General features: G+C 68.2%; 30 protein-coding genes. 17 read left to right on the forward strand and 13 right to left on the reverse strand.

Going from position 1 to position 26508, the window contains the following annotated elements:
- Positions 1-44 precede the first annotated feature (44 nt).
- Positions 45-644: an urease accessory protein UreE gene (locus tag J2W78_RS00575; RefSeq protein WP_253367092.1), complete on the reverse strand. Its 600-nt coding sequence runs from the start codon at positions 642-644 to the stop codon at positions 45-47.
- Between the two features lie 231 nt (positions 645-875).
- Here J2W78_RS00575 and J2W78_RS00580 point away from each other — a divergent pair, with 231 nt between their 5' ends.
- The 5 genes from J2W78_RS00580 to J2W78_RS00600 all read left to right on the forward strand — a co-directional run bounded on the left by J2W78_RS00580 (position 876) and on the right by J2W78_RS00600 (position 5310).
- Positions 876-1145: a hypothetical protein gene (locus tag J2W78_RS00580; protein ID WP_253367094.1), complete on the forward strand. Its 270-nt coding sequence runs from the start codon at positions 876-878 to the stop codon at positions 1143-1145.
- A 201-nt stretch (positions 1146-1346) separates the two neighbouring features.
- A complete protein-coding gene (locus tag J2W78_RS00585) occupies positions 1347-2072 on the forward strand; it encodes a TerB family tellurite resistance protein (protein ID WP_253367096.1) in 726 nt (241 codons plus the stop codon).
- Positions 2069-2827 carry an N-acetylmuramoyl-L-alanine amidase gene (locus J2W78_RS00590; RefSeq protein WP_253367098.1) on the forward strand — a complete coding sequence of 253 codons (759 nt, stop codon included), beginning with the start codon at positions 2069-2071 and terminating at the stop codon, positions 2825-2827. Before J2W78_RS00585 ends, J2W78_RS00590 begins: the two co-directional genes overlap by 4 nt.
- Before the next feature lie 91 nt (positions 2828-2918).
- Positions 2919-4496: a Na+/H+ antiporter gene (locus tag J2W78_RS00595; protein ID WP_253367100.1), complete on the forward strand. Its 1578-nt coding sequence runs from the start codon at positions 2919-2921 to the stop codon at positions 4494-4496.
- A 658-nt stretch (positions 4497-5154) separates the two neighbouring features.
- Positions 5155-5310 carry a hypothetical protein gene (locus tag J2W78_RS00600; RefSeq protein ID WP_253367102.1) on the forward strand — a complete coding sequence of 52 codons (156 nt, stop codon included), beginning with the start codon at positions 5155-5157 and terminating at the stop codon, positions 5308-5310.
- A 58-nt stretch (positions 5311-5368) separates the two neighbouring features.
- On the opposite strand, the gene gshB is transcribed toward J2W78_RS00600, so the two are convergent.
- Together gshB and J2W78_RS00610 are read right to left on the reverse strand one after the other, a co-directional pair.
- The gene (gshB, locus tag J2W78_RS00605) at positions 5369-6331 is read right to left on the reverse strand and encodes a glutathione synthase (protein WP_253367104.1); all 963 of its coding nucleotides are present in this window, start codon (positions 6329-6331) and stop codon (positions 5369-5371) included.
- A gap of 204 nt (positions 6332-6535) precedes the next feature.
- Positions 6536-6844 (reverse strand): hypothetical protein, encoded by a 309-nt coding sequence (locus J2W78_RS00610; protein WP_253367106.1) that lies wholly within the window; start codon positions 6842-6844, stop codon positions 6536-6538.
- A gap of 463 nt (positions 6845-7307) precedes the next feature.
- On the opposite strand from J2W78_RS00610, the gene J2W78_RS00615 reads away from it, so the two are divergent.
- From J2W78_RS00615 to J2W78_RS00630, 4 genes are all read left to right on the forward strand, one after another.
- Entirely contained in the window at positions 7308-7559 is a 252-nt protein-coding gene (locus J2W78_RS00615; RefSeq protein WP_253367107.1) for a hypothetical protein, read from the forward strand.
- Positions 7556-8341 carry a hypothetical protein gene (locus J2W78_RS00620; protein WP_253367109.1) on the forward strand — a complete coding sequence of 262 codons (786 nt, stop codon included), beginning with the start codon at positions 7556-7558 and terminating at the stop codon, positions 8339-8341. The genes J2W78_RS00615 and J2W78_RS00620 overlap by 4 nt, the downstream gene beginning before the upstream one ends.
- A 61-nt stretch (positions 8342-8402) precedes the next feature.
- Positions 8403-9119, forward strand: coding sequence for a ribonuclease HI (gene rnhA / locus J2W78_RS00625; RefSeq protein WP_253367111.1), 717 nt, complete (start codon positions 8403-8405; stop codon positions 9117-9119).
- Between the two features lie 19 nt (positions 9120-9138).
- On the forward strand, positions 9139-9717 hold the full coding sequence (locus J2W78_RS00630; protein WP_253367112.1) for a DNA-3-methyladenine glycosylase: 579 nt from the start codon (positions 9139-9141) through the stop codon (positions 9715-9717).
- Positions 9718-9722: 5 nt separating this feature from the next.
- Here J2W78_RS00630 and zapE read toward each other — a convergent pair whose 3' ends face one another.
- The 4 genes from zapE to J2W78_RS00650 form a co-directional block, all read right to left on the reverse strand.
- Entirely contained in the window at positions 9723-10937 is a 1215-nt protein-coding gene (gene zapE / locus J2W78_RS00635; RefSeq protein WP_253367113.1) for a cell division protein ZapE, read from the reverse strand.
- Positions 10938-11244: 307 nt separating this feature from the next.
- The gene (locus J2W78_RS00640; RefSeq protein WP_253367114.1) at positions 11245-12678 is read right to left on the reverse strand and encodes a pilus assembly protein TadG-related protein; all 1434 of its coding nucleotides are present in this window, start codon (positions 12676-12678) and stop codon (positions 11245-11247) included.
- Complete coding sequence (locus tag J2W78_RS00645) at positions 12663-13496, reverse strand: TadE/TadG family type IV pilus assembly protein (RefSeq protein WP_253367115.1); 834 nt, start codon at positions 13494-13496, stop codon at positions 12663-12665. The genes J2W78_RS00640 and J2W78_RS00645 overlap by 16 nt, the downstream gene beginning before the upstream one ends.
- Entirely contained in the window at positions 13496-14047 is a 552-nt protein-coding gene (locus J2W78_RS00650; RefSeq protein WP_253367116.1) for a TadE/TadG family type IV pilus assembly protein, read from the reverse strand. Before J2W78_RS00650 ends, J2W78_RS00645 begins: the two co-directional genes overlap by 1 nt.
- A 275-nt stretch (positions 14048-14322) precedes the next feature.
- Here J2W78_RS00650 and J2W78_RS00655 point away from each other — a divergent pair, with 275 nt between their 5' ends.
- On the forward strand, positions 14323-14952 hold the full coding sequence (locus tag J2W78_RS00655) for a GNAT family N-acetyltransferase (protein ID WP_253367117.1): 630 nt from the start codon (positions 14323-14325) through the stop codon (positions 14950-14952).
- A gap of 9 nt (positions 14953-14961) precedes the next feature.
- Here the strand turns inward: J2W78_RS00655 and J2W78_RS00660 are convergent, their stop codons facing one another.
- Positions 14962-15426 (reverse strand): YcgN family cysteine cluster protein, encoded by a 465-nt coding sequence (locus J2W78_RS00660; RefSeq protein ID WP_253367119.1) that lies wholly within the window; start codon positions 15424-15426, stop codon positions 14962-14964.
- A 312-nt stretch (positions 15427-15738) separates the two neighbouring features.
- Here J2W78_RS00660 and J2W78_RS00665 point away from each other — a divergent pair, with 312 nt between their 5' ends.
- From J2W78_RS00665 to J2W78_RS00680, 4 genes are all read left to right on the forward strand, one after another.
- On the forward strand, positions 15739-18036 hold the full coding sequence (locus J2W78_RS00665; RefSeq protein WP_253367122.1) for a transglycosylase domain-containing protein: 2298 nt from the start codon (positions 15739-15741) through the stop codon (positions 18034-18036).
- Between the two features lie 10 nt (positions 18037-18046).
- On the forward strand, positions 18047-18766 hold the full coding sequence (locus J2W78_RS00670) for a DUF1214 domain-containing protein (RefSeq protein WP_253367124.1): 720 nt from the start codon (positions 18047-18049) through the stop codon (positions 18764-18766).
- Entirely contained in the window at positions 18763-19368 is a 606-nt protein-coding gene (locus J2W78_RS00675; RefSeq protein WP_253367126.1) for a DUF1254 domain-containing protein, read from the forward strand. The genes J2W78_RS00670 and J2W78_RS00675 overlap by 4 nt, the downstream gene beginning before the upstream one ends.
- 457 nt (positions 19369-19825) lie before the next feature.
- Positions 19826-20311, forward strand: a complete 486-nt coding sequence (locus J2W78_RS00680) for a MarR family winged helix-turn-helix transcriptional regulator (protein ID WP_253367128.1) — start codon at positions 19826-19828, stop codon at positions 20309-20311.
- 98 nt (positions 20312-20409) lie between these two features.
- On the opposite strand, the gene J2W78_RS00685 is transcribed toward J2W78_RS00680, so the two are convergent.
- Positions 20410-20772 (reverse strand): c-type cytochrome, encoded by a 363-nt coding sequence (locus J2W78_RS00685; RefSeq protein WP_253367130.1) that lies wholly within the window; start codon positions 20770-20772, stop codon positions 20410-20412.
- Positions 20773-21085: 313 nt separating this feature from the next.
- On the opposite strand from J2W78_RS00685, the gene J2W78_RS00690 reads away from it, so the two are divergent.
- The 3 genes from J2W78_RS00690 to J2W78_RS00700 all read left to right on the forward strand — a co-directional run bounded on the left by J2W78_RS00690 (position 21086) and on the right by J2W78_RS00700 (position 23139).
- Positions 21086-22519: an FAD-linked oxidase C-terminal domain-containing protein gene (locus J2W78_RS00690; protein WP_253367132.1), complete on the forward strand. Its 1434-nt coding sequence runs from the start codon at positions 21086-21088 to the stop codon at positions 22517-22519.
- 105 nt (positions 22520-22624) lie between these two features.
- On the forward strand, positions 22625-22855 hold the full coding sequence (locus tag J2W78_RS00695; protein ID WP_253367134.1) for a hypothetical protein: 231 nt from the start codon (positions 22625-22627) through the stop codon (positions 22853-22855).
- Between the two features lie 14 nt (positions 22856-22869).
- Complete coding sequence (locus J2W78_RS00700) at positions 22870-23139, forward strand: DUF6894 family protein (RefSeq protein WP_253367136.1); 270 nt, start codon at positions 22870-22872, stop codon at positions 23137-23139.
- A gap of 16 nt (positions 23140-23155) precedes the next feature.
- On the opposite strand, the gene J2W78_RS00705 is transcribed toward J2W78_RS00700, so the two are convergent.
- The 4 genes from J2W78_RS00705 to J2W78_RS00720 all read right to left on the reverse strand — a co-directional run bounded on the left by J2W78_RS00705 (position 23156) and on the right by J2W78_RS00720 (position 26466).
- Positions 23156-23962 carry a 23S rRNA (adenine(2030)-N(6))-methyltransferase RlmJ gene (locus J2W78_RS00705; RefSeq protein ID WP_253367137.1) on the reverse strand — a complete coding sequence of 269 codons (807 nt, stop codon included), beginning with the start codon at positions 23960-23962 and terminating at the stop codon, positions 23156-23158.
- 96 nt (positions 23963-24058) lie between these two features.
- On the reverse strand, positions 24059-24730 hold the full coding sequence (locus tag J2W78_RS00710) for a ribonuclease T2 (protein WP_253367138.1): 672 nt from the start codon (positions 24728-24730) through the stop codon (positions 24059-24061).
- A gap of 99 nt (positions 24731-24829) precedes the next feature.
- Positions 24830-25297, reverse strand: a complete 468-nt coding sequence (locus J2W78_RS00715) for a hypothetical protein (protein ID WP_253367139.1) — start codon at positions 25295-25297, stop codon at positions 24830-24832.
- Positions 25298-25476: 179 nt separating this feature from the next.
- Positions 25477-26466 carry an extensin-like domain-containing protein gene (locus tag J2W78_RS00720; protein WP_253367140.1) on the reverse strand — a complete coding sequence of 330 codons (990 nt, stop codon included), beginning with the start codon at positions 26464-26466 and terminating at the stop codon, positions 25477-25479.
- Between the last annotated feature and the right edge of the window lie 42 nt (positions 26467-26508).

Consider the following 26508-nt stretch of genomic DNA (forward strand, 5'->3'; position numbering starts at 1 on the left):
CGCTCACGCGAATCCCAAAGCGTCTCGATGGCGTTCGGAGCCGCTCAGTGTTCGTGGCGGTGGTTATGGCCATGGTCATGGCTGTGGTCATGCCCGCAGCCTCCGTGGGCGTGGCTGTGACCGTGATCGTGGTCATGATCAGCATGGGCTTCATGAGCATGATCATCATGCGTATGGGCCTCGTGGCCGTGGTGATGATGGTCGTGGCCGCACTGGCTGTGATCGTGCGCAGCCTTCTCCGGTTTGAAGGGGCGGTTCACGGGATGGGCCGAGCAGCCGGCCCCACGGATCAGTTCGGCGGCGCTGGCCGGCACGTAGAGAACCTCCGCGCCGACCTCCGCGGGGACATGCTCGCCGCCGAGCTGCCAGGCGAGGCGCAGCAGGCGCGCCGGGTTGCCGGCGCGGACTTCCAGAAGCGCTTCCTCGGCGGCACGCACGGCCACGAGGCGCCCGTCTTCGAGCTTCAGCGCGTCGCCGTCCTCAAGGCCCGCGGCACGATCCAGGTGGAGATCGACGGACAAGCCTCCCGCCGTGGTCAGATGCGCGTGGGCCTGCCCCCGGGCCGCGTGGTCGAGGGTCACCGTGTCGACGACGAGATCGGGCCGGACGGCGGCCTTGCGGACGATCAGGCTGGCTTTGGGCATGGTGATCCTCGGACAGAGGCCCGTCGGCAGCGGGCCGAAACCGGGCGATTTTGCAACAGGCGCGCCTTCAGATGGCAGGCGCAGGGCGAAAAGTCATGCGCCGATGCAACCTGCCCCAATCTTGGCCGTTTCATGTGCCGTCGATGGCAGCCGGTGACAAACCAAGGCCAAAACGGTGCCCCGCACCGGCAAATGGCCCGATCGCCGATGCACAAGGGAGTTCGGACCACCATGAAGAGACTCATTGCCGCCGCCCTCGCGGGCAGCCTCGCGCTCTCGCTCGGTGCCTGCAACACGCCTCAGGATCGGGCTCTGGGCGGCGGCGCCCTCGGTGCGGGCCTTGGCGCGGCGGTTGGCGGCCTTGCGACCGGACGTGCGGGCGGCGCGCTGGCCGGTGCCGCGATCGGCGGCGCGGGTGGTGCCATCGCCGGTGCCGCGACGGCGCCGCGCTGCCCCTACGGCACGTTCCGCGACGAGTACGGCAACGTCTACTGCCGCTGATCGCGACGCGGTTCATGGGGAAGGGCCGGGGCGGCGAGCCCCGGCCCTTTTCTTTTGCGATCGGATAACGCGCCGGGCTTGTGCTGCGGTACGCTTTGCGGCGTTTAGCTCCAACGAACGCTCCCGCCGAATGACCTCGGAACCGCTCTTGCCCGCACTGACGCCCCGACTCTCCCGTTCTCCTCGTGCGGGCGGCGCCCGATGAGCACTGGCCTATGGGGCAAGATCGGCGGGGCCGGGATCGGCGTGCTGGTCGGTGGGCCGATCGGAGCGCTGGTCGGATCGGTCGCCGGCCACTTTCTCGTCGATCGCGAGGGCGCGCCCTTTGGCCCGACGCCCCGCGACGTCCTGTTCACGACGGGCCTCGTGGCGCTCGCGGCCAAGATGGCGAAGTCCGACGGTGTCGTGACCGAGTCCGAGGTTCAGGCCTTCGGGCGGGTGGTGCAGGTCGAGCCCGAGGCGCGCGCGGGCGTCCAGCGCCTGTTCGATCTCGCCAAGGCGACGACCGACGGCTTCGAGGCCTATGCCGGACAGCTCGCTGCGACCTTCGGTGAGGAGCCGGCCCTGCTGGAGGACGTGCTCGACGGCCTGTTCCACATCGCCACCGCCGACGGGGCGATCCACGAGGGCGAGGAGCGCTACCTGCGCGCCGTCGCCGGGATCTTCGGCCTCGACGAGGCCGCCTTCCGCCGGATCGCCGCCCGGCACGTGCGGCTAGCCGACGACCCCTACCTCGTGCTCGGCCTCGAACGCTCCGCCGACCCCGCTGCCCTTAAGGCGCAGTACCGGCGGCTGGTGGCCGAGAACCATCCCGACCGGGCGCTGGCCCGCGGATTGCCGCCGGAGGCGGTGGCGATTGCGACGCACCGGCTCGCCGCCATCAACGCCGCCTGGGACCGGATCGCGGCCGAGCGGGGGCTGACGTGAGCTTCTCTCCCGACACCCCGCTGGCGCAGGCCGTCATCGCCTCGCCCAATCGCGGCGCGCGGGTCGGCGCGGCGCTCGACATGCTGATCCTGCACTACACCGGCATGCCGACGGCGCAGGGTGCGCTGGACCGCCTGTGCGACCCCTCCGCCGAGGTCTCGGCCCATTACTTCGTGTTCGAGGACGGACGCATCGCCCAGATGGTACCGGAGGCCGACCGCGCCTGGCACGCGGGCGCCGGAGCCTGGGCGGGCGCACGCGACATCAACTCCCGTTCCATCGGCATCGAGATCGCTCATCCCGGCCATGCCGGCGGGCTCCCGCCCTATCCGGAGGCGCAGATCGCTGCGGTGACGCGGCTTGCCCGCGACATCGTCGTCCGACGCGCAATTCCCGGGTCCCGCATTCTTGCCCATTCCGACGTGGCGCCCGCGCGCAAGGAGGATCCGGGCGAAGACTTTCCCTGGGAGCGGCTGGCGCGCGAGGGCGTCGGGCACTGGGTGCCGCCGGCGCCGGTGCGGGATGGCCGCTTCTTCGCCATGGGCGACACCGGCCAGCCGGTCGAGGCCCTGCAGGCGATGCTGGCCCTCTACGGCTACGAGCAGCCGGTCACCGGCGAGTTCGATGCGGCGATGCGTGCGGTCGTCACCGCCTTCCAGCGCCACTTCCGGCCGACCCGCATCGATGGCGTCGCGGATTCCTCCACGATCACGACCTTGCGTGATCTGATCGCCACCCGGCCGGCGTCAATATAGCCCGGCCGAGGGTTTCGGAAAGAATACCGATCGCCCGGCGTTCCGTCGTCACCGTCATCGTCACGGCTGCGCGTCGGATCCACCCTTTTCCATGTTCGTGTTCCATTGGATCGTCGGCGTCCTGGTCGGCGCTGTTCTGCTGGCTGCCCTGGCGCGGCGCCTGCGCGCGCCCTATCCGGCCTTCCTGGCCCTGGGCGGCGTCGGCCTCGCCTTCGTGCCCGGCGTGCCGGGCCTCACGCTCGATCCGGAACTGGCGCTCGCCCTGTTCCTGGCGCCGGTGCTGATGGATGCCGGCTACAGCACGTCCCTGCGCGACCTCGTGCGCAACGCCCGCCCCATCGCCGGGCTCGCCATCGGCGCGGTGGCGGCGACGACCGCGGCGGTCGCGGCGGTCGCGCTGTGGCTCGTGCCGGACATGCCGCTCGCCGCCGCTATCGTGCTCGGGGCGATCGTGGCTCCGCCCGATGCCGTGGCGGCGCTGTCGGTGCTCAACCACGTCTCCCTGCCGCATCGTCTCGCCACGATCCTGCGCGGCGAAAGCCTCCTCAACGACGCCGCCTCGCTGCTGATCTACCGGCTCGGCGTGGCGGCGGCGATGACCGGCCATTTCGCCGTTGCCGAGGTGGCGCCGGCCTTCCTGATCGGCGTCGTCGGCAGCCTCGTGGCGGGGCCGCTCGCCGCGCTCGTCTACCTGCGGATCCTGCGCCGCGTCGATGAGCCGGCCAGCGTCATCGTGTTGCAGTTCGCGGCCGCCTTCGGCCTCTGGATCGCCGCCGAGGCGATGGAACTGTCCGGGGTGCTCACCGTGGTGAGCTTCGCGATCACCGTGGCCCGCCGCGCCCCCGGCCAGACCTCGCCGCGCCCGCGGGTGATCTCGAACGCGGTCTGGGAAACGGCGATCTTCGTACTCAACGTCCTCGCCTTCGTGCTGATCGGCGAGCAGATCGGGCCGATCCTGGCGCGGATGACGCCCGAGCAGGAATTCGCCTACGCCTCGGTTGCCGGAGCCGTGGTCGTCACCGTGATCCTCGTTCGCATCGCTTGGGTGCTGCCGGCGAGCGCCATCCGCCATGTCGGCTTCGGCGTCGCCTCCGATCAGCCGGACGATCACGGCTCGGCCCGCGATCTCGGCCTCGGCGCCGGCTTTGCCGTCTCGTGGTCGGGGATGCGCGGCCTCGTCACCATTGCCACGGCCTTGGCCCTGCCCGAGGGCGGACCCGAAGGCGGCGCGTTTCCCTATCGCGACCTGATCGTGCTCACGGCCTTCTGCGTGGTGATTGGTACGCTCGTGCTCCAGGGCTTGACCCTGCGCCCGATCCTGGGGTGGCTCGGGCTGGAGGATAGCGATCCTGTCGGCCGCGAGGTCGGCCGGGCGCGGGCCGAGGCCTACGGCGCTGCGGTCGAGGCCCTGAAGGACGACCGCTCGGAAGCGGCGGATGCCCTGCGCCGCGAGTTCCATGCCGCGCTGGCCCAGGCCGAGGCGCATGAGGAGGGCCTCGCCCCGGAAGGGTTGCCGACCGACGAGCCCCGCCGCCGCGCGATCCACGCCGCCCGCGACCGTCTCCTGACCCTGCGCCGGAACGGCCGGATCGGCGACGACGCCTATCTCGTGCTGGAAGAGGAACTCGATTGGGCCGAGCTCAATGCGACGCCGCGAGGCGAGGCGTGATGCGCGGATCGACGGGTAAGGGCTCGGATGGCCTCACTTTTAAATTGCAAAAGAATGTCTGAATATTATGTTGTTGCGATCATGATTTGGCATTATCAGTTAAATGAGTTTTCAATTTGCCAAAATAACCCGTTGTAGCGCCTTCGCAGGCGTTGCATCTCAGAGAAAATATAATATTGACGGGCGCTGCCTATCAGTGAATCGGCCTATGAGGTGTGTTTACAGTGTCGGTGCGTGCGAAATGTCCAGCAATCCTCAGCAGGGAACTGTGTATCGCCGTTGGAATGGCCGAGAAATCCTGGACGAATAAAGTGCCCATGCGTTAAAGCGCATGGGTCAAAGGCGGCGATGACGGGGACGGCTGTCAGAAGCGCGCCGGGCAAACCTTTTGCCCCCACGACACGTAATGGCCTGCGCCACGCGGCGCGCCCGCGATCCATCATGTCTTCGCGCTGCCATCCGCTTCCGCGGGAGAGGCGGGAACAGGTCCGATGCCGAAATCGATGTTCGAACCGTCAGCCTCATGCCCGACTGCACGGCCGTCTGGGCAACTCCCGGCGGATTGTTTCCCCGTTTGCGGCCATGCCCTTGGGTTGAGGCCGTGCAGCGGCTGTGTCGCAGGCTGGGATATCGTCTGCTCGCTGGATCGCCCGTGCTGATGGTTGCGAGCACCGCTTGTCTTGTCGCGGGTGTCGGGCTGGCGGCTCAGGCGCACCGCTTCGGCGCGCGCGCGGCGCTGGCCGAAACCCTGGCCGGTTTCATGCTGATCCTCGGTCTGGCCCTGATCGGCTTGGGGCTGCCGGTGTTTCGGTAGGGGCTGATCGCGACGGGGAAGGGCCGGTTGTCCGAGGCGTGCCCGTCTCGGATGGCCGTCAAGCGCCGATGGTGCGGCGGGCGGCGAGCCGGACTTCGATCGCATCCCAGACCGACACCGCGAGATCCGGGCCGCCGAGCCGCTTGATGGTGCGGATGCCGGTGGGCGAGGTGACGTTGATCTCGGTGAGATGCCCGTCGATCACGTCGATGCCGACGAGGATCAGGCCGCGGCGTCTCAGCTCCGGGCCGATGGTGGCGCAGATCTCGCGCTCGCGCTCGGTCAGCTCGGAGGCGCCGGCCGCGCCGCCGCGGACCATGTTGGAGCGGATGTCGCCCTTGGCCGGCACGCGGTTGATCGCGCCCATCGGCTCACCGTCCACGAGAATGATGCGCTTGTCGCCCTCGGTGATTTTTTCAAGGAAGCGCTGCACCACCCACTGCTCGCGGAAGGTGGCGGAGAACAGGTCGAACATCGAGCCGAAGTTCGGATCCTCCTCCGAGACCCGGAACACCGCCGCGCCGCCATGCCCGTGCAGGGGCTTCATCGCGACCGTGCCGTGTTCCTTGCGGAACGCCTCGATCTCGGCGCGGTCGCGGGAGATCAGGGTCGGCGGCATCAATTCGGGGAAGTCGAGGACGAACAGCTTCTCCGGCGCGTTCCGCACCTCGGCCGGATCGTTGACCACCAGGGTGCGCCCGGCGACCTTCTCCAGCATGTGCGTGGCCGTGACATAGGCCATGTCGAAGGGCGGATCCTGGCGCATCAGCACCACATCGACCTCGGCGAGGTCGATGCGCTCGGGGGCGCCGAGGGTCGCGTGCGCGCCCTCGACATCCTGCACCGTCACGGGCTGGGCGTAGGCCGTCACAAGCCGGCCCTGCATCGAGAGCCGATCCGGCGTGTAGGTGTAGAGGCTGTGACCCCGCGCCTGCGCCTCCAGCATCAGGCCGAAGGTGGTGTCGCCCGCGATGCGGATCGACTGGATCGGGTCCATCTGGACCGCGACGGTCAACGCCATGCTCGTCCCCGAATTGCTGCGCGCGGTCCGCCGAAACAGCGGGCGAAACGGCGGGCTCTCGGCGAGCCCGCCTCGTTCAGACCGCTCAGGTGTGCCCGCGCCCTAGGGCATCGTCCCGGATATCAGATCCACGACGATGCTCTAGGCTTTTGTTTTTGCATCATCATTCTCCGAAAGCCGGCCGCCAGCTTTCGGGATGATGCTTTAGCGCTGGCCGCGGGACTGCGAGGCGCCACCGCTGCGCCGGTCGTAGTCGCTGATGGCGGACTTGCACTCCGGCGAGAGGCGGGAGCGGTTGCGGGTCATGCAGGCGTCGGCATCTTGGCTGTTCGGATCGACGCCGGCACAGAGCCGGAAGTAGTCGTTGGCGCAGCCGAGTTGAAGCCCCTGGTCCTCGCGCTGGGCCTGGGCCGGGCTCGCCGCCAGCAGAGCCAGCAGAGCGAGAGGCGCCAGTCTCAGGGCCGCGGACACTCCGCGCGCCGGGCTGCCGAATCGTGTGAAGTCCGGACGCATCCTGCCTTGTCCTTCGCTCGATCAAAGTTGGGTTGGCTCCGCATATCGGGCATCCCCCCTCGTTAGCAAGCGCAGCACGCCACCGTTGCACCTGCCCTCGCACGCGTGGCTTGGACCTCCGGCGTCACCAAAAAATCCGCCCGACAAAGAAACGGCCCCGCAGCGCGATCGCGCGGGGCCGAAGTCAAGGGAGGAAACGCCCGCCATGGGCAAAGACGACAGAGCAAGGACCGTGCCGTCCTCGAAACGGGTCGCGCCGAGGTCACGCATCGCCGCGGGCGGATACGGAATGCGGCGTGCGTTGAAACACTCCGTTAACCACGTCGTGCTGACGTTCGTTCGAGATCGCCCGGCCGGGGCGGGCCCGTCCCGCTCACGACGAGCGCTCGCTCCATGCTGCCTGCCCGCTCCGGGAGGCCGCAGGGCGGGAGCCGGCCGCCACACACATCGACGGGACAGGCCCATGACGCCCTCAACGATCGCCCCCTCCAAGACGCCTTCCTCACCGTCCCCTACCGCTCCTGCGGCGAAGCCGGGCCACCGGGAGAGCGGCGCGACCGGCTCCGTCGTACCCTTCGCCCCCGCGACGACGCGCCGCTTCCGCCGCGAGGCGGACGATGCGCCGCGCGGACAGATCCTGCTGTTCATGGGCGTGCGCTACGAGAGGATGCCGGAGGCGGAGGCTCTGCCGGTTCCGCGCCGCCGCCGCTCGTGACGCGCTCCGGCTCTCGATCCGCCGGTCTGCTTCTGACCCTGCTGCTGGGCGCCTGCGCGCAGGAGGGCAACTTCGGCCGTCCGGCCCCGAGCGCCTGGAACAGCCTGATCGAGACCACGGGGACGGTGGCCGCGTATGAACGCGGCGAGGCGTCTTCGGCCTTTCCACTCACGGACGACGAAACGATCCTGCGCGACCGGGCATGGCGGTTCCTGATGCCCGCCGACGGCCATGCCGCCTTCCTGGACGTGCTCGCCAACCTGACCCGAGCCCGCGTGCTGCCGTCGCGTTGGCGGCGTGATGATATTCCCGCCTATCACAACGATTTGATCTCCGAGGCGTTTCGCTCCCCCTATTCCCGCTACCGCAGGTTGTCGGACGATGTAATCGCCGATGGCCGGTTGATCCCGATCTTCGCGGCCGTTGCCGGGCGTGTCTTCGACGCGGACGGGGTGCGCCTGCGCGCCCTGCCGTTCTCGAAGAGCCTCGACGATTGGGACGTGCGGCAGGCCGCGATGCGGGTCGCCGAGAACCGCTGCCTCGTGGCGTGGGTGCGCCTGGAAACATCCCTGCGCATCGCCCGCTATCGCTACGCGCTCGAGCATTTTCTGATCGAGATGCCCGGCCGCGAGGCGGCATCGGCCGAGCAGGCGCTCGCCTTCCTCGAAGGGCGGGGCGGGCTCCTCGATCCGCTGCTGCCGCCGGACGCCGCTGCCCGGTGCGGCCTCAGCGAGACGCCGGTGCAGGCCTTATCGGCCGCGCCGGTCGTGGCCAAAGATTAGCCTCGGTGTATGAGCCCCGCTTCGGAAATGGCAGGAACGGGGCTGAAAGCGAATGGGACCGATGCGAACCATCGTCTATGCGGATGGCGGCTGCGACCCCAATCCCGGCCCCGGCGGCTGGGCGGCGGTGATCCAGGCCCCCTCCGGGACGATCGAGCTGTATGGTGGCGAGGGCGCCACCACCAACAACCGCATGGAACTGACCGCTGCGATCCGCGCCCTGGAGCATTTTCCCGAAGGCGCCGCGATCGAGATGCGCTGCGACAGCCAGTACGTGGTCAAGTCCGTCACCGAGTGGATGCGCGGCTGGAAGGCGCGGGGTTGGCGCACCGCCACGGGGCCGGTGAAGAACATCGACCTGATGCAGCGCCTCGATGCGCTGGCTGCGGCCCGCGACGTGCGCTGGACCTGGGTGCGCGGCCATGCCGGCGAGGCCGGCAACGAGCGCGCCGACCATCTCGCCACCCTCGGCCGGCGCGAAACCCTGAGCGGCAAGATTTCGGGTGGGAAGACTTCGGGTGGGAAGGCCTCGGGGGAGGAGGCTTCGGGTGAAGCCACACTTCCGCCGGCCGAGACGGTGCCGGCACCGGCCCCGCCTGTGCAAGCCAAGACGGTTCAGGTGGCGCTGAGCGCGGATCTGGCCAACGCCCTGTCGCGGGCGGCAGGTCGTGCCGGGATCACCCCTCAAGCCTATCTCGAAGATGCGGTGCGGCTGGCGCTGGAGCTCAAGCCGCCGGGCGTCGCCCGGGTTCGGGCCGAGTTGCAGAAGGCGTCCTGATCGGGCGGGCGCGGTCGCAATGAGCCCGGCCTTCTTCGACCGCCCCGCCGCGACCGTCGCCGCCGAGTTGATCGGCTATCGCCTGTTCGTGGACGGCGTCGGCGGTCTCGTCGTCGAGACCGAGGCCTACGATCGGACCGATCCGGCCTCGCACAGCTTCAGTGGGCCGACGCGGCGCAACACCAGCATGTTCGGGCCGCCGGGCCGCGCCTACGTCTACCGCTCCTACGGCCTGCACTGGTGCCTCAACCTCGTCTGCGAGACCGGCAGCGCCGTGCTGCTGCGCGCGCTCGAACCGAATGCAGGTCTGGAGACGATGCGCGCCCGCCGCGGGCTCGACGCGCCGCGCCTCCTCTGCGCCGGGCCGGGCCGGCTCGCCCAGGCGCTCGGTATCGACCTCTCGCATGATGGCCTGTCCCTCGATCGCGCGCCCTTCGCCTTTGAGCCGCCACATGGGCCGGTGACGGTCGCGGCGACGACCCGCATCGGCATCAGCCGTGGGGTCGAGGCGCCCTGGCGCTTTCTCGTGCCCGGCTCGCCCTATCTCAGCCGGCCGCTGCCGCGGGTGAAGCCCGGCACCGGGCCGGCGGCAGGGTAGGGGGATTAGGTCTCGGCCAGGCCCGCGCTCGACTCCGAGGGCGCCCGCCCATGCGGCGTGCCGAGATATTCCTCCGAGCGCATCTCGATGAGGCGGGAGGCGGTGCGCTCGAATTCGAACGCCTCGCGGCCCTGTCCCGCGGTGTAGAGTTCGGTCGGTTCCGCCGCGGCCGAGGCGACGAGCTTCACATGCGCGTCGTAGAGGGTGTCGATCAGGGTGATGAAGCGCTTGGCTTCGTTGCGCTCCGCCTCGCCCATCACCGGAATCCGTGAGACGATCAGGGTGTGGAAGCTGTCGGCGAGCGCCATGTAGTCGGAGGCGCCGAGCGGCATCCGGCACAGGTCGTCGAAGCCGAATCGGGCGACGCCGCCGGCCTCTTCCGGAACCGGCACCGCGCGGCCCTTCACCTTCACCGTGCTCGGCTGGCCCTTGGCACGCCCCGAGAGCGCCTTGAAGGCGGCGTCGAGCGCGGCATCGGCCGTCGCGTCGGCCGGCACATGGTAGACCGAACTGCCGCCGAGTTTCTCCAAGCGGAAGTCGGTGCGGGAATCGAGGCGCAGCACCTCGACCCGCTGCTGCAGCTCCGCCACGAACGGCAGGAACAGCGCGCGGTTGAGGCCCCCCTCGTAGAGCCGGTCGGGCTCGACGTTCGAGGTCGCCACCACCGTGACGCCGCGCTTGAACAGGGCCCCGAACAGGCGGCCCAGGATCATCGCGTCGGCGATGTCGGTCACCGTGAACTCGTCGAAGCAGAGCAGCGTCGCCTCCGCCGCCAGCGCCTCGGCCACCGGCGGGATCGGGTCGTCGCCCTTTACCTCGCCCCGTTTCAGGGCCTGACGGTGGGCGTGAATGCGCTCGTGCGCGTCGGAGAGGAAGCCGTGGAAGTGAACCCGGCGCTTCGAGCCCGGCGCGGCCTCGTGGAACAGGTCCATCAGCATGGTCTTGCCGCGGCCGACCGAGCCCCAGATGTAGAGCCCTTTGGGCGGCCCGGCATCGTCGTCCTTGCGGCCGAACAGCCAGCCCAGCGCGCTGCCCTTCTTCGCGCGCCGCCGCCGCTCCAGGTTCTGCACCAGCCGGTCGAGAGCCTGGACGAGGCGGATCTGCGCCGGGTCGCGCTCGATCGCGCCCGAGGCCACGAGGGCGTCGTAGCGCTCGCGGACCGGCCCGGGCGGGACCGCGCCGGCGCGGGCATGGTCGGAGGGGGCGTGGCTATCGGGCATCCCGGCCAGTCGTTCGCGTGAGGGAAATCTCCTCCGGCGCGTGAACCCGCGGAGGAGACGAGACGGTTGGCGCGCCATCGCTCTGCCGCGCCGCGGCAGAGCGATCAAGTCGGCGCTGGGCAACCCTGCAAACATCCGCCGCGATCCGAAGCGGAGTCTTCCTGCCAAGGTCGATCGTGCGCGACCACGCTCGGACCTCAACACGCCTGGAGCCGCTCCCCATGACTTTACCGCGGGAAGCGGCTCCAGGCGCTCATTCTCCCATTCTTTCGTTCCGCACCATCATGCGGTTCGGCACAGCTGTGTCTTATTGAGTGATGCGAGCAACTCTCAGTGCCTGTTTGAACATTGCGCCGAGTGAAGCGGTGATGTCGTCCTGTGTATTGGCCGTGTAGAAAAATCCCGGCGATGCGCATTTCCGAAGCGGATCTGCGAGGGTCGGACTGAATTGATTGACACGGCCATTCTCCCAAACAATATAGCTGTCATTGTTGTAATTTTTTACAATATTGTAGGGTATGTACAGAACTGAGATAGTCGCACCTGCGTTTTTGAGATCCGTGCACTTCGACGGATCGATCTGAGCGGGTTGCGAGCCGTTCCAGTCCGCGTTGGGATAGCCTGCAAATTTCGAGGGACTTCCAGAAAATGTCTTCGTATCCTTCCACGCTGAGTACGACTGGCTGTTCTGCATGCCGTCGGTGATCAGAAACACGAACGGCCTTGAGTTCGTCGAGGCGGAGCCGTTGCCGTAGGGTTTGATGGTAGACTTCATCTTCGGCAGGGCCGCCTCGAAATGAGTCCCACCGCTGCCGGTGCCGGTCTTCGGATCGTTGTTCGTAAAAAGTTGCGTGCTGCCCGTATCAAGCAGATTTGTGAAAGCAAGCGGCCAAATCTTATCGCACTGAGCTGCCGTTCTCAGCGCGGCAAGAGACGTGGTTGTATCGGTGAGGGGTGCGAGTGTCGCCAATTGATTGATGAACGGATAGATACCGATTCGATACTGGTTCGGTACGACTGGCGTCGAGGCCCGTTTCAGAAGTTCGCAGACCGCGTTGTTCACCGCGTCGGACCGCAACTGGATTTTTCCCGCCGCTTTAGTCCAGCCGACACTGTCTGGGAAGTGGCACGCGAATTGGCAGTTTCCCTGCTTCTCCTTGCTTTGCATGGCGAGCGCTTCAGCGTCGGAATCTTTCGTCGGCAGACCCATTGAGCCCGATACGTCCACCATCAGGTAGAAATCGAGGTAGCTTGCGAGGTCGACCGAGGCGTTGACCCGGTTGGTTAGGGTCGTAGCCGGAAGCCCGAAGATCCTTCCAAACGTGTTTTGAACAGTGGCCGTATAGCTGACCGTCGCATCGAGGGTTTGTCCGCTTCGTACGATCTCGAGTTGAGAAAGAGAGACCGTTGCGAACGGGACTTTGCTGGCATTGGCTTTGAAGGCCTTGAGGGCCTGAGACTCGCCCGCCTTGATGCCGGACGCCGTCACGTCGCTCTGCTGCGCGTTGGCGGCGATGAACTCCTTGGCCGTCACGACGCCCGCGAGCGCGGCGGCGTCCGCTGCGTTGTCGAGCCGCGTCTTGCTGCTAATCGCCATGCCGTAATCGACGCCGAGGCCGACGAGGCCGATGGTCGGAAGCACGGCGAGCGCGAAGAGGACGTTGATGCTGCCCTCAGCGTTCGAGGCCAGTGCCGTTGCCCGGCCCTTGAGCCGGCCTGCGCGGGTCAATAGCCGGTGCATTTGGTCGCGATCCCGTCGTTGTTGGTTGTGTCGAAGTTCACCAGCGAAGCGTAGCGCGGCTGCACATAGGCCGATCGCGCGATCCGTACGGCGGGGACAAAACCCGACCCGAAGGTCGGCGTGAAATCGAATGCGACATCGATCACCACCAGCGATCCGGGCCCGTAGGTGGATCGCGGCAGGGTGACCCGGCTCGGCGTTGCGTCGTCATCGGCCGGCAGTTGCGGCGTATCGCAAGGACGGTAGTTGGCGCCGCCGGGCTGAGCGGTGCCGGTGGTCGTCCAGACCACATTGGCATTGTAGCAGGGGCTCAGGTCGGTGCTGGTGTCGGAATTGTTTTGGCAGGCGATGTTCTTCGCCTTGAACTGGATGCTGGCATAGTTGATCGAGATGTTCTGCCACCACGAACGGCTCTGCCGCTTGGCGTCCTTCATCACGTAGGGAAACAGCACGAGGGTGGCGTCGTAGCTGAAATGCAGGTCGGTGGCGTTGACCCGGGCGATGGTCGAGGTGTCCGGCGGCACCGATTGCGAGATCATCTGGCTGATCGAATGCGCGACGAGTTCAACCTTGCGGGTCGCGTTGACGTAGGCGACCACTTGGGTGCCCGCGAACAGGATCAGCAGCAGGGTGGGCAGGATCAGGGCGAACTCGATCGCCGCCACCGCGCCCTCAGCTGCACGGAAGCGTTCCGCCTGCGCCCCGAGGCCGGCGCGGACGCCACGAAGCGCCGCCAGCGCCCGGAGGGCGGGGGGGCTCTCCGGTGCCGCGCCGCGCCGCGCCGCGGGAAGGGGCGTGCGGGGGGAGCCGTCCGCCATCAGTACTGCTCGTTGCGAAAGGCCGCGGCCGAGACCGCAAGATAAGCCGGCTTGCCCTTGTAGGTAGCGCCGCCGCTCAACCAGTATGAAATCTGCGGAGGTAGGAATGTGATCGGGTATATGACCTGCAGATACTGGTAGTCTCCCCGGCTTCCGAGATTAAACTGCCCTGACCCGGTGGCCAGATTGGCGACGGTCACGCCGTTCAAGTCGGAGGAGACGTAGGCATAGTACCCGCTGGGTTGGCCTGCCTTAGGCACGACGTACAAATTGACGATGAGGTTGTCGCAAGAAAGCGTCGCGGGCAGGTATCCGCAGAGGGTTTGCTTGAAACCCTCCAGCGTTGCCGCACTCGATTGAGACTGAAGGCCCCCCGTCAGGATCTGGCGTGAGGCCCGTATCGTCGCGTTGTCGAGGGTCTGGCTGATATACCCGACCAGTGCGGACGCCATCACGAAAAGCAGTGTAAGGATAAACGCCGCTCCGACGAGGGCGAACTCGACGGCCACCGATCCTTCCTCGTTGCTGATGTAATTCGATTCTTGCCGCATGGATTCAGGGTATCCGTCAGCATTTAAATAAAAGGTAACAGGATATCAGAAATCCGGGCCTTTGCCGGCGAACATCGATGTGATCCTTCCGTCACCTCCGGTTGTAGGCCTGGACGGAGCGGACAGACCAGCCATGCGGGCCCACGCGGAAGTTCAGCACTTTGCTGCATTGCGGTAAGCCGACCGCAGCGCCAAATCGGCTCTGTCCGTGCCGGAGAGAGGTCGCGCGAGCGAATCGCTGATCTGGTGCGCTGAAAGAGTTCTTCACCTCCCCGATGCCGCTCTCAACCTTTTCCGACGATCGTCCCTCAGGTCGCCCCCTCGGCGCGACGCGGGGGCGACCGAGTCTGCGCCGCCTCTGGCTGAGCGATGGGCCGGCGGTGCACGCCTTCTTCCTGCGCCTCGACTCGGAAACCCGCGCGAGTCGCTTCATGGCCGCGGTCGGTGACCAGACGGCCGCAGCCTATGCGGTGCAGGCGATGGTCGCGCCCGGCATGATCGTCGGCGTCTTCGTGGATGGCACCCTGCGGGCGATCGGAGAATTGCGCCCGTTTGGCCCAAGGCAGGCGGACGCCCGGCGGGTAGAGGCCGCACTGACGGTGGAGCGGGGGTTTCGGCGGGCCGGACTCGGGTTGAAACTGCTGCGGCGTCTCGCCGAGGCCGGCCGCAACCGCGGCATCGCCGAGCTGCGCCTGCGCTGCCTGTCCCACAACGTTGCGATGCGGCGGCTCGTCACGGGCCTTGGTGCCGAGATGCGCCTCGATGACGGCGAGAGCGAAGGGGCGATCCCTCTCGCGCGGGCAACGCCGCTCTCGCTCTGGCGGGAGGGCATCGAGACGGCTCTCGATTTCAATCTCGCGGTGGCGGCTCTGCCCCTACGGCCGCTTTTGCCGCGTGCAGCCTGAATCTCCCGTTCAGGCGGCTTCGTCCGGCCACGCGACGATGCGCTCGACCAGCTCGTCCTCGGCAAATTCCTCCTCGTTGCCGGCGACGCGCCCGCGCACCGAGATGCCGGCATCGTGGACGCTGGCCCGGCGGCCGGTCTTCAACGGGTGCCACGCGGGCAGGTCGCGGCCCTCCCGCACGAGGCGGTAGGCGCAGGTCGGCGGCAGCCAGGGGATCGTGCGCACCGCTTCCGGCGTCAGCTGCACGCAGTCCGGCACGCGCTTGGCGCGGTGGCGGTAGTCGCGGCAGCGGCAGGTATGGGTGTCGAGCAGCGTGCAGCCGACATCGGTGTGGTGGATCTCGCCGGTGTCGTCGTCCTCGAGCTTGAGCAGGCAGCAGCGGCCGCACCCGTCGCACAGGCTCTCCCACTCCGTCGGGCTCATCGCCTCAAGCGTCTTCACGCGCCAAAACGGCCCTTCGCTGCGCTCGGCCATATCAGGCGCCTCGCTCGCTTTCGATCGTATCGTTTCGGGACAAGGCGCCCCTCCTGCCGCATGCCGCCGCTGGGAGCAAGCAGGACCGGAGGATCCGCCATCCGCCCGCCGGATTCGGCTGCCAGAGAGCTTTTAAGGTTAACGCGCGGTCAGCGGTCCGCCGGGGGGACGGTGGCCCGCCGTTCGCGTTCCTTAACGGAAGCGAAAGCTCGCAGGCTGACGCGTGTCCTGATACAGAACGTATCGGATACCGTTGCCGAGGCCCTCGCTCTACGCCGACCCGGACACCGTCGAAAGAAACCGGAAGCCGCCTTGCGCCTGCCCAGCCTCAAATCGCTGACGACGCGGATCAGCCGCGCGGCCCTGGCCTTCGATGCCTGGGTCAATGCGAGCCTGTACGAGGGCGGTCATTCCACGACGGAAGCCTACGAGCGCTTCCAGGCGCGGATGCAGGTCTTCTCGGTCCGCGGCTGGAAGCGCTACGCCCTCGACCTCACCAGCGAGGGGGTCACCATCGGGACCGCGGGCGCCATGCTGCTGCTGTTCCTGGCCCAGCCTGCCTTCAACCTCACCAGCGATAATTGGCTCAAGGCCCAGGACCTCGCCGTCACTTTCCTCGACCGCTACGGCACCGAGGTCGGGCGCCGCGGCATCAAGCACGACGACTCCTTGAAGTTCGACGACTTTCCCGAACTGATGATCAAGGCGCTGCTCTCGACCGAGGACCGGCGCTTCTACGAGCATTGGGGCATCGATCCGATCGGCACCGCCCGCGCGCTCGTCTCGAACTCGTCGGGCAAGGGCAACGTGCAGGGCGGTTCCACCCTGACGCAGCAGCTCGCCAAGAACCTGTTCCTGACCAACGAGCGCTCGCTGGAGCGCAAGGTCAACGAGGCGTTCCTCGCCTTCTGGCTCGAAGCGCACCTGACCAAGAACCAGATCCTCAAGCTCTATCTCGACCGCGCCTATATGGGCGGCGGCACCTTCGGCGCGGTGGCAGCGGCGGACTATTATTTCGGCAAGCGCCTGCAGGACATCACCCTGGCGGAAGCTGCGATGCTCGCCGGCCTGTTCAAGGCGCCGACCAAATACTCGCCCAACGTCAACCTGCCCGCCGCCCGCGGCCGGGCGGTGGACGTGCTGCACAACATGGTCGAGGCGGGCTTCGTTACCGAGGGGCAGATCCAGACGGCCTTGCGCAACCCCGCGACCCCTGTGACCCGCACCAAGGACATCACTGCCGACTACTACCTCGATTGGGCCTTCAACGAGGTGAAGCGGATGGCCGATGCGGGCAAGCTCCGCAACGACCGGGTGCTGACGGTGAAGACACCGCTCGACCTCTCGATCCAACGCTCCGCCGATCAGGCGGTCGAGAACATGCTGCGGCGGCTGGGCGACCAGTACGACGTGGACGAGGCGGGCGTGGTGATCCTCGATCCCGACGGCGCCTTGCGTGCCATGGTCGGCGGCGCCGATTACGGCGAGAGCCAGTTCAACCGCGCCACCGACGCGCTGCGCCAGCCGGGCTCCTCGTTCAAGCCCTACGTCTACGCCGCGGCGCTGGCCTCGGGCCTGTTCAAGCCGGACACGGCGGTGGTGGATTCGCCGGTCTGCGTCGGCAACTGGTGCCCGCAAAACTACGGCCGCTCCTATTCCGGGCGTCAGCCGATGTGGCTCGCGGTGGCCAAATCGGTCAACACGATCCCGATCAAGGTCACCACGGCCATCGGCAAGGGGCTCGGCATCACCCACGACTGGAAGGCGGCGAAGGCCGGCCGCGAGAAGATCATCCAGCTTGCGAAAGCGATGGGCGTGACGACGCCGCTCACCGACACGCCATCGCTGCCGATCGGCGCCACCGAGGTCACGGTGATGGATCAGGCGGCAGGCTTTGCGGTCTTCGCCAACGGCGGCAAGGTCGCCAAGCCCTACGTCGCCAGCGAGGTGCGCAATTCCAGCGGCGAGGTGATCTACCGCCACGCCGACGAGAAGCCGGTGCAGGTGCTCTCGTCGCAGGTGACGGCGGACATGAACTACATGCTCAACAAGGTCGTCGAGGAGGGGACCGCGCGAAAGGCCCAGATCGAGGGCGTGAAGGTCGCGGGCAAGACCGGCACCACCAACGGCTACCGCGACGCGTGGTTCGTCGGCTACACCGGCAACTATGTCGGCGCCGTCTGGTACGGTAACGACGACCACAGCCCGACCAACAAGATGACCGGCGGTTCGCTCCCCGCGATGACCTGGCACGAGATCATGGCCCCTGCTCATCAGGGCATCGAATTGAAGCCGATGCCCGGCCTGAACGATCGCAGGAGCGCGCCGCAGGCCGCCCAGGCGCAGGCCGACGGCGCGGCAGCCGCCGCCAGCACCGGCGGCCGGCTCTCGCGCCGCTCCTTCGAGGTGCTGTCGGGCCTCAACGGACTGTTCCGCAACGTCGAGACCAGCCGCTCCGCCGCCAAGAGCGAAGTCGGCAAGGGCGAAATCGGCAAAACCGATCCGGCGCGCTCCGGCGCCGTCGCCCCCGACCGGATGCGGGCGCCCGGCCTCGTGCCCGTCGATGTCGCTGAGGGCGCCCGCGCCTCCGGCGGCTTCGGGACGCCCTGAGGCCGACCCCATGGCCCTGTCGAGTGGAGTCGGCCCGGCGGCCGGAACATCCCTGCGTGAGGACGCGCGCCAAGATTCCTCCAAGCGCCTGCCAACGCGGCTCCCCAAGCGCCTGGGCCGCCTCGCGCGGGGTGCCGCCTCGCGCAGTTCGCGCGTCGGGCTGTTCGTCTACGCGCTCACCCTCGGCGGGCTTCTGGGCCTCGCCAGTGCCGACTACGCCACCAGCGGCGGCTATCCCTTCGGCGGGACGGCGATCGGGAGTTGGACGGCGTGGCCGCGGGCGGGCTCGCTCGATTCCGACCCCTATGCCCGCGCCGTCAACGCCCGGCGCGGCGACATCCCTCTCGCGGTCGGGGAGGGCATGCTGCTGACCGCCGCCAGCGACGATGCGGGGCGGACACTGGACGCCGCCTGCAGCTATCGCCTCGCGGGTGTGACGCCCCCGGCCCGCGCCTGGACCCTCACCGTTTCCGGCCGTGGCGCTCCGGCGCCGGGACAGGAGCCAGTGCGGACGGGTTTTACCTCGACCGAGATCTTGCGTGAGACCGACGGCCGCTTCGCGATCCTGCTGAGCCCCGAGGTCCAGCCCGGCAACTGGCTGCCGATGCCGCGGCCGAGGGGGCCTGTGCGGCTGGCGTTGCGCCTTTACGACACGCCGGTCGCCGCGAGCGTCGGTTCGCTTGACCGGGACACCCTGCCGGCGATCGAGCGCACGGGGTGCGGTTCATGAGCCGCGGCGCCTTCTGGCTCGCCACCGCCTGCGGCCTCGTCATCGCCGGTATCGTCCACATCGCCACGGTGCTGGCGATCCCGCGCTTCTCGGAGGGCGACGCCTTCACCCGCGCCCAGGCGAGCGAGACCCTCGACCACCCCTTGCGCATCCACGGCCTTGCGGGCGTGCCCACAGCGAACGGCGAATGGCTGCCCAATCCCGATCCGGCGGTCTCGGTCGGCGTGTGCTCCTACGACCTCGACGACGGGCCGATGCGGGTCTCGGCCCAGGCCGGCTCGCTGATGCTATCGGTCTCGATGCACGGCCGCCGGGGCGCCTTCTACGCCGTGACCGATCAGGCGGCGGTGCGCGGCGGGCTCGACCTCGTGGTGATGACCCGCGCCCAGTACGACGAGGCACTGGCCAACGACGTGGCCGGCGAGGTGACGCGCGACGTGCGCATCGTCGCCCCCGCCCGGCGCGGCTTCGCGGTGGTGCGTGTGATCGCCGCGCTGCCGAGCGAGCGCGCCGTGGCCGACGCGGCGGTGCAGGCGGTGTCCTGCACCATCGACAGCCCCGCCGAGCCGACGGGGGAGGAGCCGGGGAAGGGCAAGAGTTGAGCGGCTCAAGGCCGCGCTGCTGCGAGCGCCGCCCCAGCCGCCCGTTCAGCCGATCCCGCTTTCTCTCGGACGCGTCTGCAATCCTTTCTTCGAGAGACGAGGGGATTATTTTCGCCGCCGCGGCTTTCAGGAGCGCGGCGTTCATGCGGATGGCCGTGAAAGCCATGCGCGTGGTTCGATTGTACCCACGATGATTTTTCTTTAGGGTCCGCGTCTTAGGTCTGTCGCAGGGATTCCACCACGCGGTTGCCGTTGGCCGGGACGCATGTTGCGCGAGAGGGTAGAAGCCCACAGGGCTGCTGCTTTTTCACGCAGTGATCTCATCCGATGGCCGCAGCGGGTCGCGGACAGCCACTTGATTCGCGGAGGCGGCTCGCCGTCCCCATATCCGTCGGTGCCGAACCCGGTTGCGGGTCCGAAACGCCAGTGCGCCGTGAGCGCGCCGAGGAAGAGTGTCATGAGTCAAACGGGCCGCGATGACCCGCAATCCCTGGACAGCCAACTCTGCTTTGCGGTCTACGCGGCGGCACATGCCTTCGGTCGCGCCTATCGCAGCCTCTTGGCCCATCACGAGCTGACCTACCCGCAGTATCTCGTGCTGCTGGTGCTGTGGGAGGAGGAGGGGCTCTCGGTCAAGGAGATCGGCAGCCGTCTTTTCCTCGATTCCGGCACGCTGACGCCGCTCCTCAAGCGCCTGGAGGCCTCGGGCCATGTCCGCCGCGCCCGCGACCGGCCGGACGAGCGCCAGGTCAGCATCTTCCTCACGGAGAAGGGGCGCGGGCTCAAGGGCAAGATGGACTGCCTGCCGCACGCGGTGGGCGGCATGACCGGGATGACCCTCGACGAGCGGCGCGCGCTCCTCGACAACCTCGCCCTGATGCGCGACGAGCTTCATGCCCGCGCCGGCAGCACTGAATTGCCGGCCGCGAACGCGTCTCGCTGACGCGCCCTCGGGTTCGATCGCAGCTCCGAAACGAGAAAAGCCGCCCCGAGGGGCGGCTTTCCTTTTTGGTCCGATCGGATCCCGGAGGCGCGAGGGCCTCAGGACTTCGTCTTGAGGTAGGCGATGATGTCGTCGACCTTCTTCGGATCCTTGACGCCGGGGAAGACCATCTTGGTGCCGGGCACCTTCTTCTTCGGGTCGGCGAGCCACTCCTTGAGGTTGGCCTCGTCCCAGGTAATGCCGGACTTCTTCAGCGCATCGGAGAAGGCGTAGCCGTCGGCACCCTCACCGGCCTTCATGCCGACCACGCCCTTCAGGGTCGGGCCGACGCCGTTCTTCTCGAAATTGTGGCAGGCCTTGCACGGCGCGAACGCCTTTTCGCCGGCGGCGGCATCGCCCTCGGCATGGGCGGCGACAGGCAACAGCAGCGCGAGGGCGGCGCCGAGGATGAGATGACGCATCGTTGTTTTCCTCCTAGGAACGGCCGAAGCCGGCCTGCTTATGGCAGAGCTTTTAGCCTTAGAACAGATATAGACTATGCCGGGCACGCGTCCAGCCGAGGCCGCTTCACGAAGACGCTTCCGATCCTTTCTGTGGCTGCATGGGTCGGCGGGAACCGCCGTGCGTCTCGGGAGACTTTCCGCTAGAATGTGGGTCCGACATCGTCCGGGCGAACCTGAACTGCGGCGGCTGAAGCAGGGCTGAAGGCCCGCACGCCCCTGTGGATCGCCGGAACGAAGACGAACAAACAAATCTCTGGAGGAGATGCCGGCCATGTCGATCGCCTTCCCCGCGCCGGACGCGGATGTCGTCGCCCGCCGCGAGACGATCATCGAGGGGCTTTCCGCGCTGGTGGCGCCGGAGGCATTGGTGACGACGGAGGACGAGCGCCGCGCCTTCGAGACCGACGGGCTCACCGCCTACCGCAAGATGCCGCTCGCCGTGGTGCTGCCCTCGACGACGCGGGAGGTCTCGGCGGTGATGGCGTTCTGCCACGCCAACGGCGTCCGGGTGGTGCCGCGCGGCGCCGGCACGTCGCTGGCCGGCGGCGCCATCGCTCAGGAGGATGCGATCATCCTCGGGGTGGGCAAGATGACGCGCATCCTCGATCTCGATTTTTCCAACCGCACCGCGCGGGTCGAGGCCGGTATCACCAACCTCGCGATCTCGGGAGCCGTGGCGCACGAGGGCTTCTTCTACGCCCCCGATCCCTCGAGCCAGCTCGCCTGCACCATCGCCGGCAACATCGCCATGAATTCCGGCGGTGCGCACTGCCTGAAATACGGTGTGACCACGAACAACCTCATGGGCGTGACGCTCGTGACCAACGACGGCACCGTGGTTGAACTCGGCGGCGAGCACCTCGATTCCGGCGGCTATGACCTGCTTGGCCTGATCTGCGGCTCGGAGGGCCAGCTCGGCATCGTCACCGAGGCGACTGTGCGCATCCTGCGGGCCGCGGAAGGCGCGCGCCCGGCGCTGGTCGGCTTCTCCTCGGTCGAGGATGCCGGCGCCTGCACCGCGGCGATCATCGCGGCGGGCATCATCCCCGTCGCGATCGAGTACATGGACCGCGAGGCGATCCTCATCACCGACGACTTCGCCAAGGCCGGCTACCCGCGCGACGCCGCCGCGATGCTCATCATCGAGGTCGAGGGCTCGGACGAGGAATGCTCGGACATGCTGGCCCGCATCGAGGCGATCGCCGCAGGGTTCAACCCGACCAGCATCCGTGTCTCGAAATCGGAGGCCGAATCCGCCGCGATCTGGAAGGGCCGCAAATCCGCCTTCGGCGCTACCGGGCGCATCTCCGACTACATCTGCATGGACGGCACGATCCCGACCGGCCAGCTCGGCCATGTGCTGGAGCGGATCGAGGCGATCTGCGCCGAGCAAGGCCTTCGCGTCGCCAACGTGTTCCATGCCGGCGACGGCAACCTGCACCCGCTGATCCTGTTCGACATCAACAAGCCCGGCGAGTTGCAGAAGGCGGAGGCTGCCGGCGATGCGATCCTCAAGCTCTGCGTCGAGGTCGGCGGCTGCCTCACCGGCGAGCACGGCGTCGGCATCGAGAAACGCGAACTGATGCGCTTCCAGTATACGCAGGAGGATCTCGAACAGCAGATGCGCGTGCGCAACGTGTTCGATCCGGCTTGGCTGATGAACCCGGCCAAGGTGTTCCCGCTCGAGGGCCGGATCGCGGCCTGAGCGGCAGGCGGAACGGATGCGGTCGCGGCCGGTTGGCGTCTCACCCCGTTCGCATCGGCCCATAGCGATCGCGCTGGGACGACGCGGCAACCAGAGGCTCACGTGATGAAGCATCCGATTCTGACCGCTGCCGTCCTCGCTCTCGGCGTTGCCGCGCTCGCCGGCCCGGTCGAGGCCAAGGGCTGCCTCAAGGGCGCCGTCGTCGGCGGCGTGGCGGGCAGCATGGCCGGTCACGGTAAGGCCGGTGCCGCTGCCGGTTGCGCCGTCGGCCACCACGAGGCCAACAAGAAGGACAAGTCCGGCGGCCAGAGCCCGCAGCAGGGCTCAGCGAAGTAAGGCCGTCGTCCCCGGTGCCCCGCTACTTCTTCCACACCCGCATCGGCGCCGACGCCCTCACCGACGACGAGGGCGTCGAGCTGCGTGATCCCGATCAGGCTTGGCGTGTGGCGCGGGCGACGATCCGCGCCAGCCTGGAGGATGAGGGAAGCGACCCGCGGCTGATTACAGCGATTCTCGTTGTCACCGACGAGGCAGGGGAGGTCGTTCTGGAATTCCCCTTCGCCGAGGCGATCCCCGAACCGGGCGCCGAGCCCGAGCCGGGGGAGGGGACGCTGCACTGAGGGCAGGGCGGATGTTCTACCCCTCCGGCCCGAGCCGCTCACAGCGGAAGGCGCCGTAGCCGCTGCGGGCCAGCCGCTCGGCCAGGGCCGGCATGAACCGTTCCGCTTCCGCCGTCAGAGTCCAGGGCGGGTTGATGACCACGAGGCCGGTGCCGGTGAGGCGGGTCGGATCGTCGGGCCGCTCGATCATCAGGTCGAGGCGCAATGCAGGCCGTTCCAGCCCCGCATCTAGCGCCGCCGCCATGCGATCGACGCCGGAAACGTCCTTGATCGGATACCAGCCGATGTAGATCCCGGTCGGCCACTTCCGCGCGGCCTTCAGCAAGTGAGCGCCCAGCCGGTCGATCTCGCCGCGCTCCTCGTAGGGCGGGTCGATCAGTACGAGGCCCCGGCGCTCCGGCGGCGGGATCAGGGCGTTGAGCGCGGTCCAGCCGTCGAGATGCATCACCTTGGTGCGGGAATCGCTGGCGTAGCGCTGCGCCAGCGTCTGCGCGTCGGCCGGGTGCAGCTCGACGAACACGCCCTTGTCGCCGGCCCGCAGGGCTTCGCGGATGATTGCGGGTGAGCCGGGATAGGTGGTGGCCCCGAAGCGCGCCCGCACGGCAGCCACCGCCTCCCGGTAGGGCGCGAGCAGGGCCTCGACTTCGGGGGCGAACGGCACGTCGAGCCGGCCGAAGCCATCGTGCCACTCGCCCGTGCGCCCAGCTTCCTCCGCCGTGAGATCGTAGACGCCGAGGCCCGCATGGGTATCGATCGCGCGAAACGGTTTGTCCTTGGCGCCGAGATGGACGAGCACGCGGGTCAGCACGAGGTGCTTGAGCACATCCGCGAAATTGCCGGCGTGGAAGGCGTGACGGTAGTTCAGGGCATGGTCCCCACTGCGTGAGGCTTGGCGCTTACCAGGAAAGCCGTGCGCGCGTCACCGCGCCGCGTCGACCGATACCTCGCCCGCCCGGCAGTTCTGGCGCGCCACTTCGGGGCAGGGGGTGAAACCGCGCAGATCCTTCGAGAAGCAGATCCGCACCTCCTGCAACTGCCCGCGGCGGCAGGTCACCGACATCATGTCCGGGCGCAGACCCTTGTTGGCCGTCACGAATTGCCGGGCGATCTCGATCGGGGCGGCCCGCAGGCTCGCCTCCGGCTTCGTGAAGGTCTCGGGGATCGTCACCGCCTCGCGGGCTGTCTTGACCGCCTTGAAGTAGGCGAGCGGATCGAGGCCGGAGCAGGTGCCGTGGGTGCGCCACTCATGACGGGCCAGCCCCTCGCTCGGCATGATCTCGCCCGCAGCCTCGACCGCGTTGCGGGTCAACGGCCGCTCCACGGCCGAGCAGTTCGAGGGATAGCCACGCTCGAATTGCGGCCACAGCCCGTGCACCACGAAGCCGAGTCCGCGGCCTGGCGCGCATTGCCCGTTGCGGTCACGGCGCGCACCCTCGCCGTCGCAATAGGTCGGCGACCACGACAGCGACAGCACGTAGAAGTCGAAGCGGCCGGGCTCAGCCCCGCGGCGAAACCCGCCGAAATCCTGCGCGCCCGCACCGGAGGCCAGGGTCAGCCCGAGGGCCAGGGCAGCGAGGCGGCGGAGAGGCATGGACGGGACTCGCAGGCGGCGGGACGCCTCAGGACGATGCCGGGCGCGGCCTGCAAGTCAAGCTTGCATCCGCGCGCGGGGATCGCTGTCCCGTCCCTATCAGGGCCGCGCCATCCGGCAGGCGGTGGCGTAAGCATAGGCGTTGTTGCGGTCGAGGCCATGGACGCAGAAATCGATACCCCAGGTCGAGCCGATGATGCCGAGGCTCTCGCGCACCGAGTAATCGACCTTGCGTCGCACCCCGTCCGAGGTGGTGGCAAGCGCCGAGCAGTAGCGGCGCGGGATGAAGTCGACGCCGTAGGGGCGCCACGCGGTGCGCTCGATCCGCTCGTAGGAGAGGATCGTCAGCGACGAGTTCCAGAACTTCGCCTCCTTCTCGGCGAACTGGGTCGAGACCTTCTCCAGAACGTCGGCGTCCTGGCAGCCGGGAATGTCGGCATCGTAGGGGAAGGTCTGCTCCTCGGCCGGCGAGATCTCCTCGCGGCCGGAGCGGGCGAGCGCCGGCAGCACGGACGAGGCCGTGACGAGGCCGAGCGCCAGGACGGCGAGGGGAAGGTTCGGGCGCATGCCGCTCAGATCCGCCAGTTGAGGGTGCCGCGGCGCGACGCAGGCCCTTAAGGGCTTGGCGCAGCGGGCACCGGATGGGCGAAAGACGATGCGCCGCGCTCGGCTCAAGTCAAGCTTCGACCGGGCGCGGGCGCCGCTTTTGGTCCGGGCTGGGGTGCGCCGGGCACACCCCGGACGGATTAATAGATCGGCTCGTCCGAGGCGTGATCCGAGGCGTGGGGCGCAGCCAGCGACAGCGGCGCATAGGCCGCGTCATGCGCCGGAACCGGGGAGCGGGGCCGGCTCGGAGCGGGCGCTGCGGCATAGGCCGTGGGCGCCGGGGCGGCCGGCGCGCGGGCGACGCGCGTGCCGGTCGTGCGCGAAGAGGTCGGCGCGACGCCGTAGGGATCGTCCTCCTCGACGTCGATCGGGGCCTGGCTCGGGGCGGTCTGCCGCGCGGGCGGGCGCGGCGAGGCCAAGGGCCGGGGCGAGCCGTCGGCGAGGTTGAGCTGCGACTCGAACTTGAGCAGCGGCTTGCAGATGCGCTTCAGGCCGCGCGGATCGTGCATCGCCAGATCGACGTGGATGTGGTCGTAGTGGAACACGTTGGAACCCGGCGCCAGGACGGTCGAGAATCGGGCGCAGGCTCCGACGAAGACTTCGCGCAGAAACGCCTGCTCGGCCTCGGTGCCGCGCCAGCCGCCCTTGACGGTGATGACGTGCCCGTCGGCGAGGGTGAAGGACATGATGTCGAGGGCGTTGCCGAAGGAATGCTCCGAGAGCTTGGCACCGGCTTGGTTGTTGCGGCCGCGGCAGGAATAGGTGCCGGCGTTGATCTCGGCGACGGCCACCCCGAAATACAGGTTGGCGGCGGGCTGGATCGTGTCGGCGAGCCACGCCTCGGCCTCGGCGAGCGCCGGGCAGGCCAGCGTCATCCGCTGCTTGAGCGCCACCGTGCCGCCGCCGAGCCGGGTGACCTTGAATGGCTGCTGCATGCCGCAGGGGCCGGGGCCGTCGATCTCCTTGGCCAGCGAGACATAGGCCGTCGGCTGCACGAGCTTGCGCGCGATGCACATCTGTTCGGCTTGGTCACGCCATGCCTCCCGGCGCTCGAACCGGTTGATCGCACAGCCCGTGAGCCCCGCGCCGAACAGCACCAGGGCCGAGAACGCTAACGCTTTACGCCACATGGACGCGACGATGCGCAGCGTCCCGTAAACGAGCCGCTAACG

Origin of the sequence: Methylorubrum extorquens (assembly GCF_024169925.1) — a bacterium.
GTDB lineage: Bacteria > Pseudomonadota > Alphaproteobacteria > Rhizobiales > Beijerinckiaceae > Methylobacterium > Methylobacterium extorquens_A.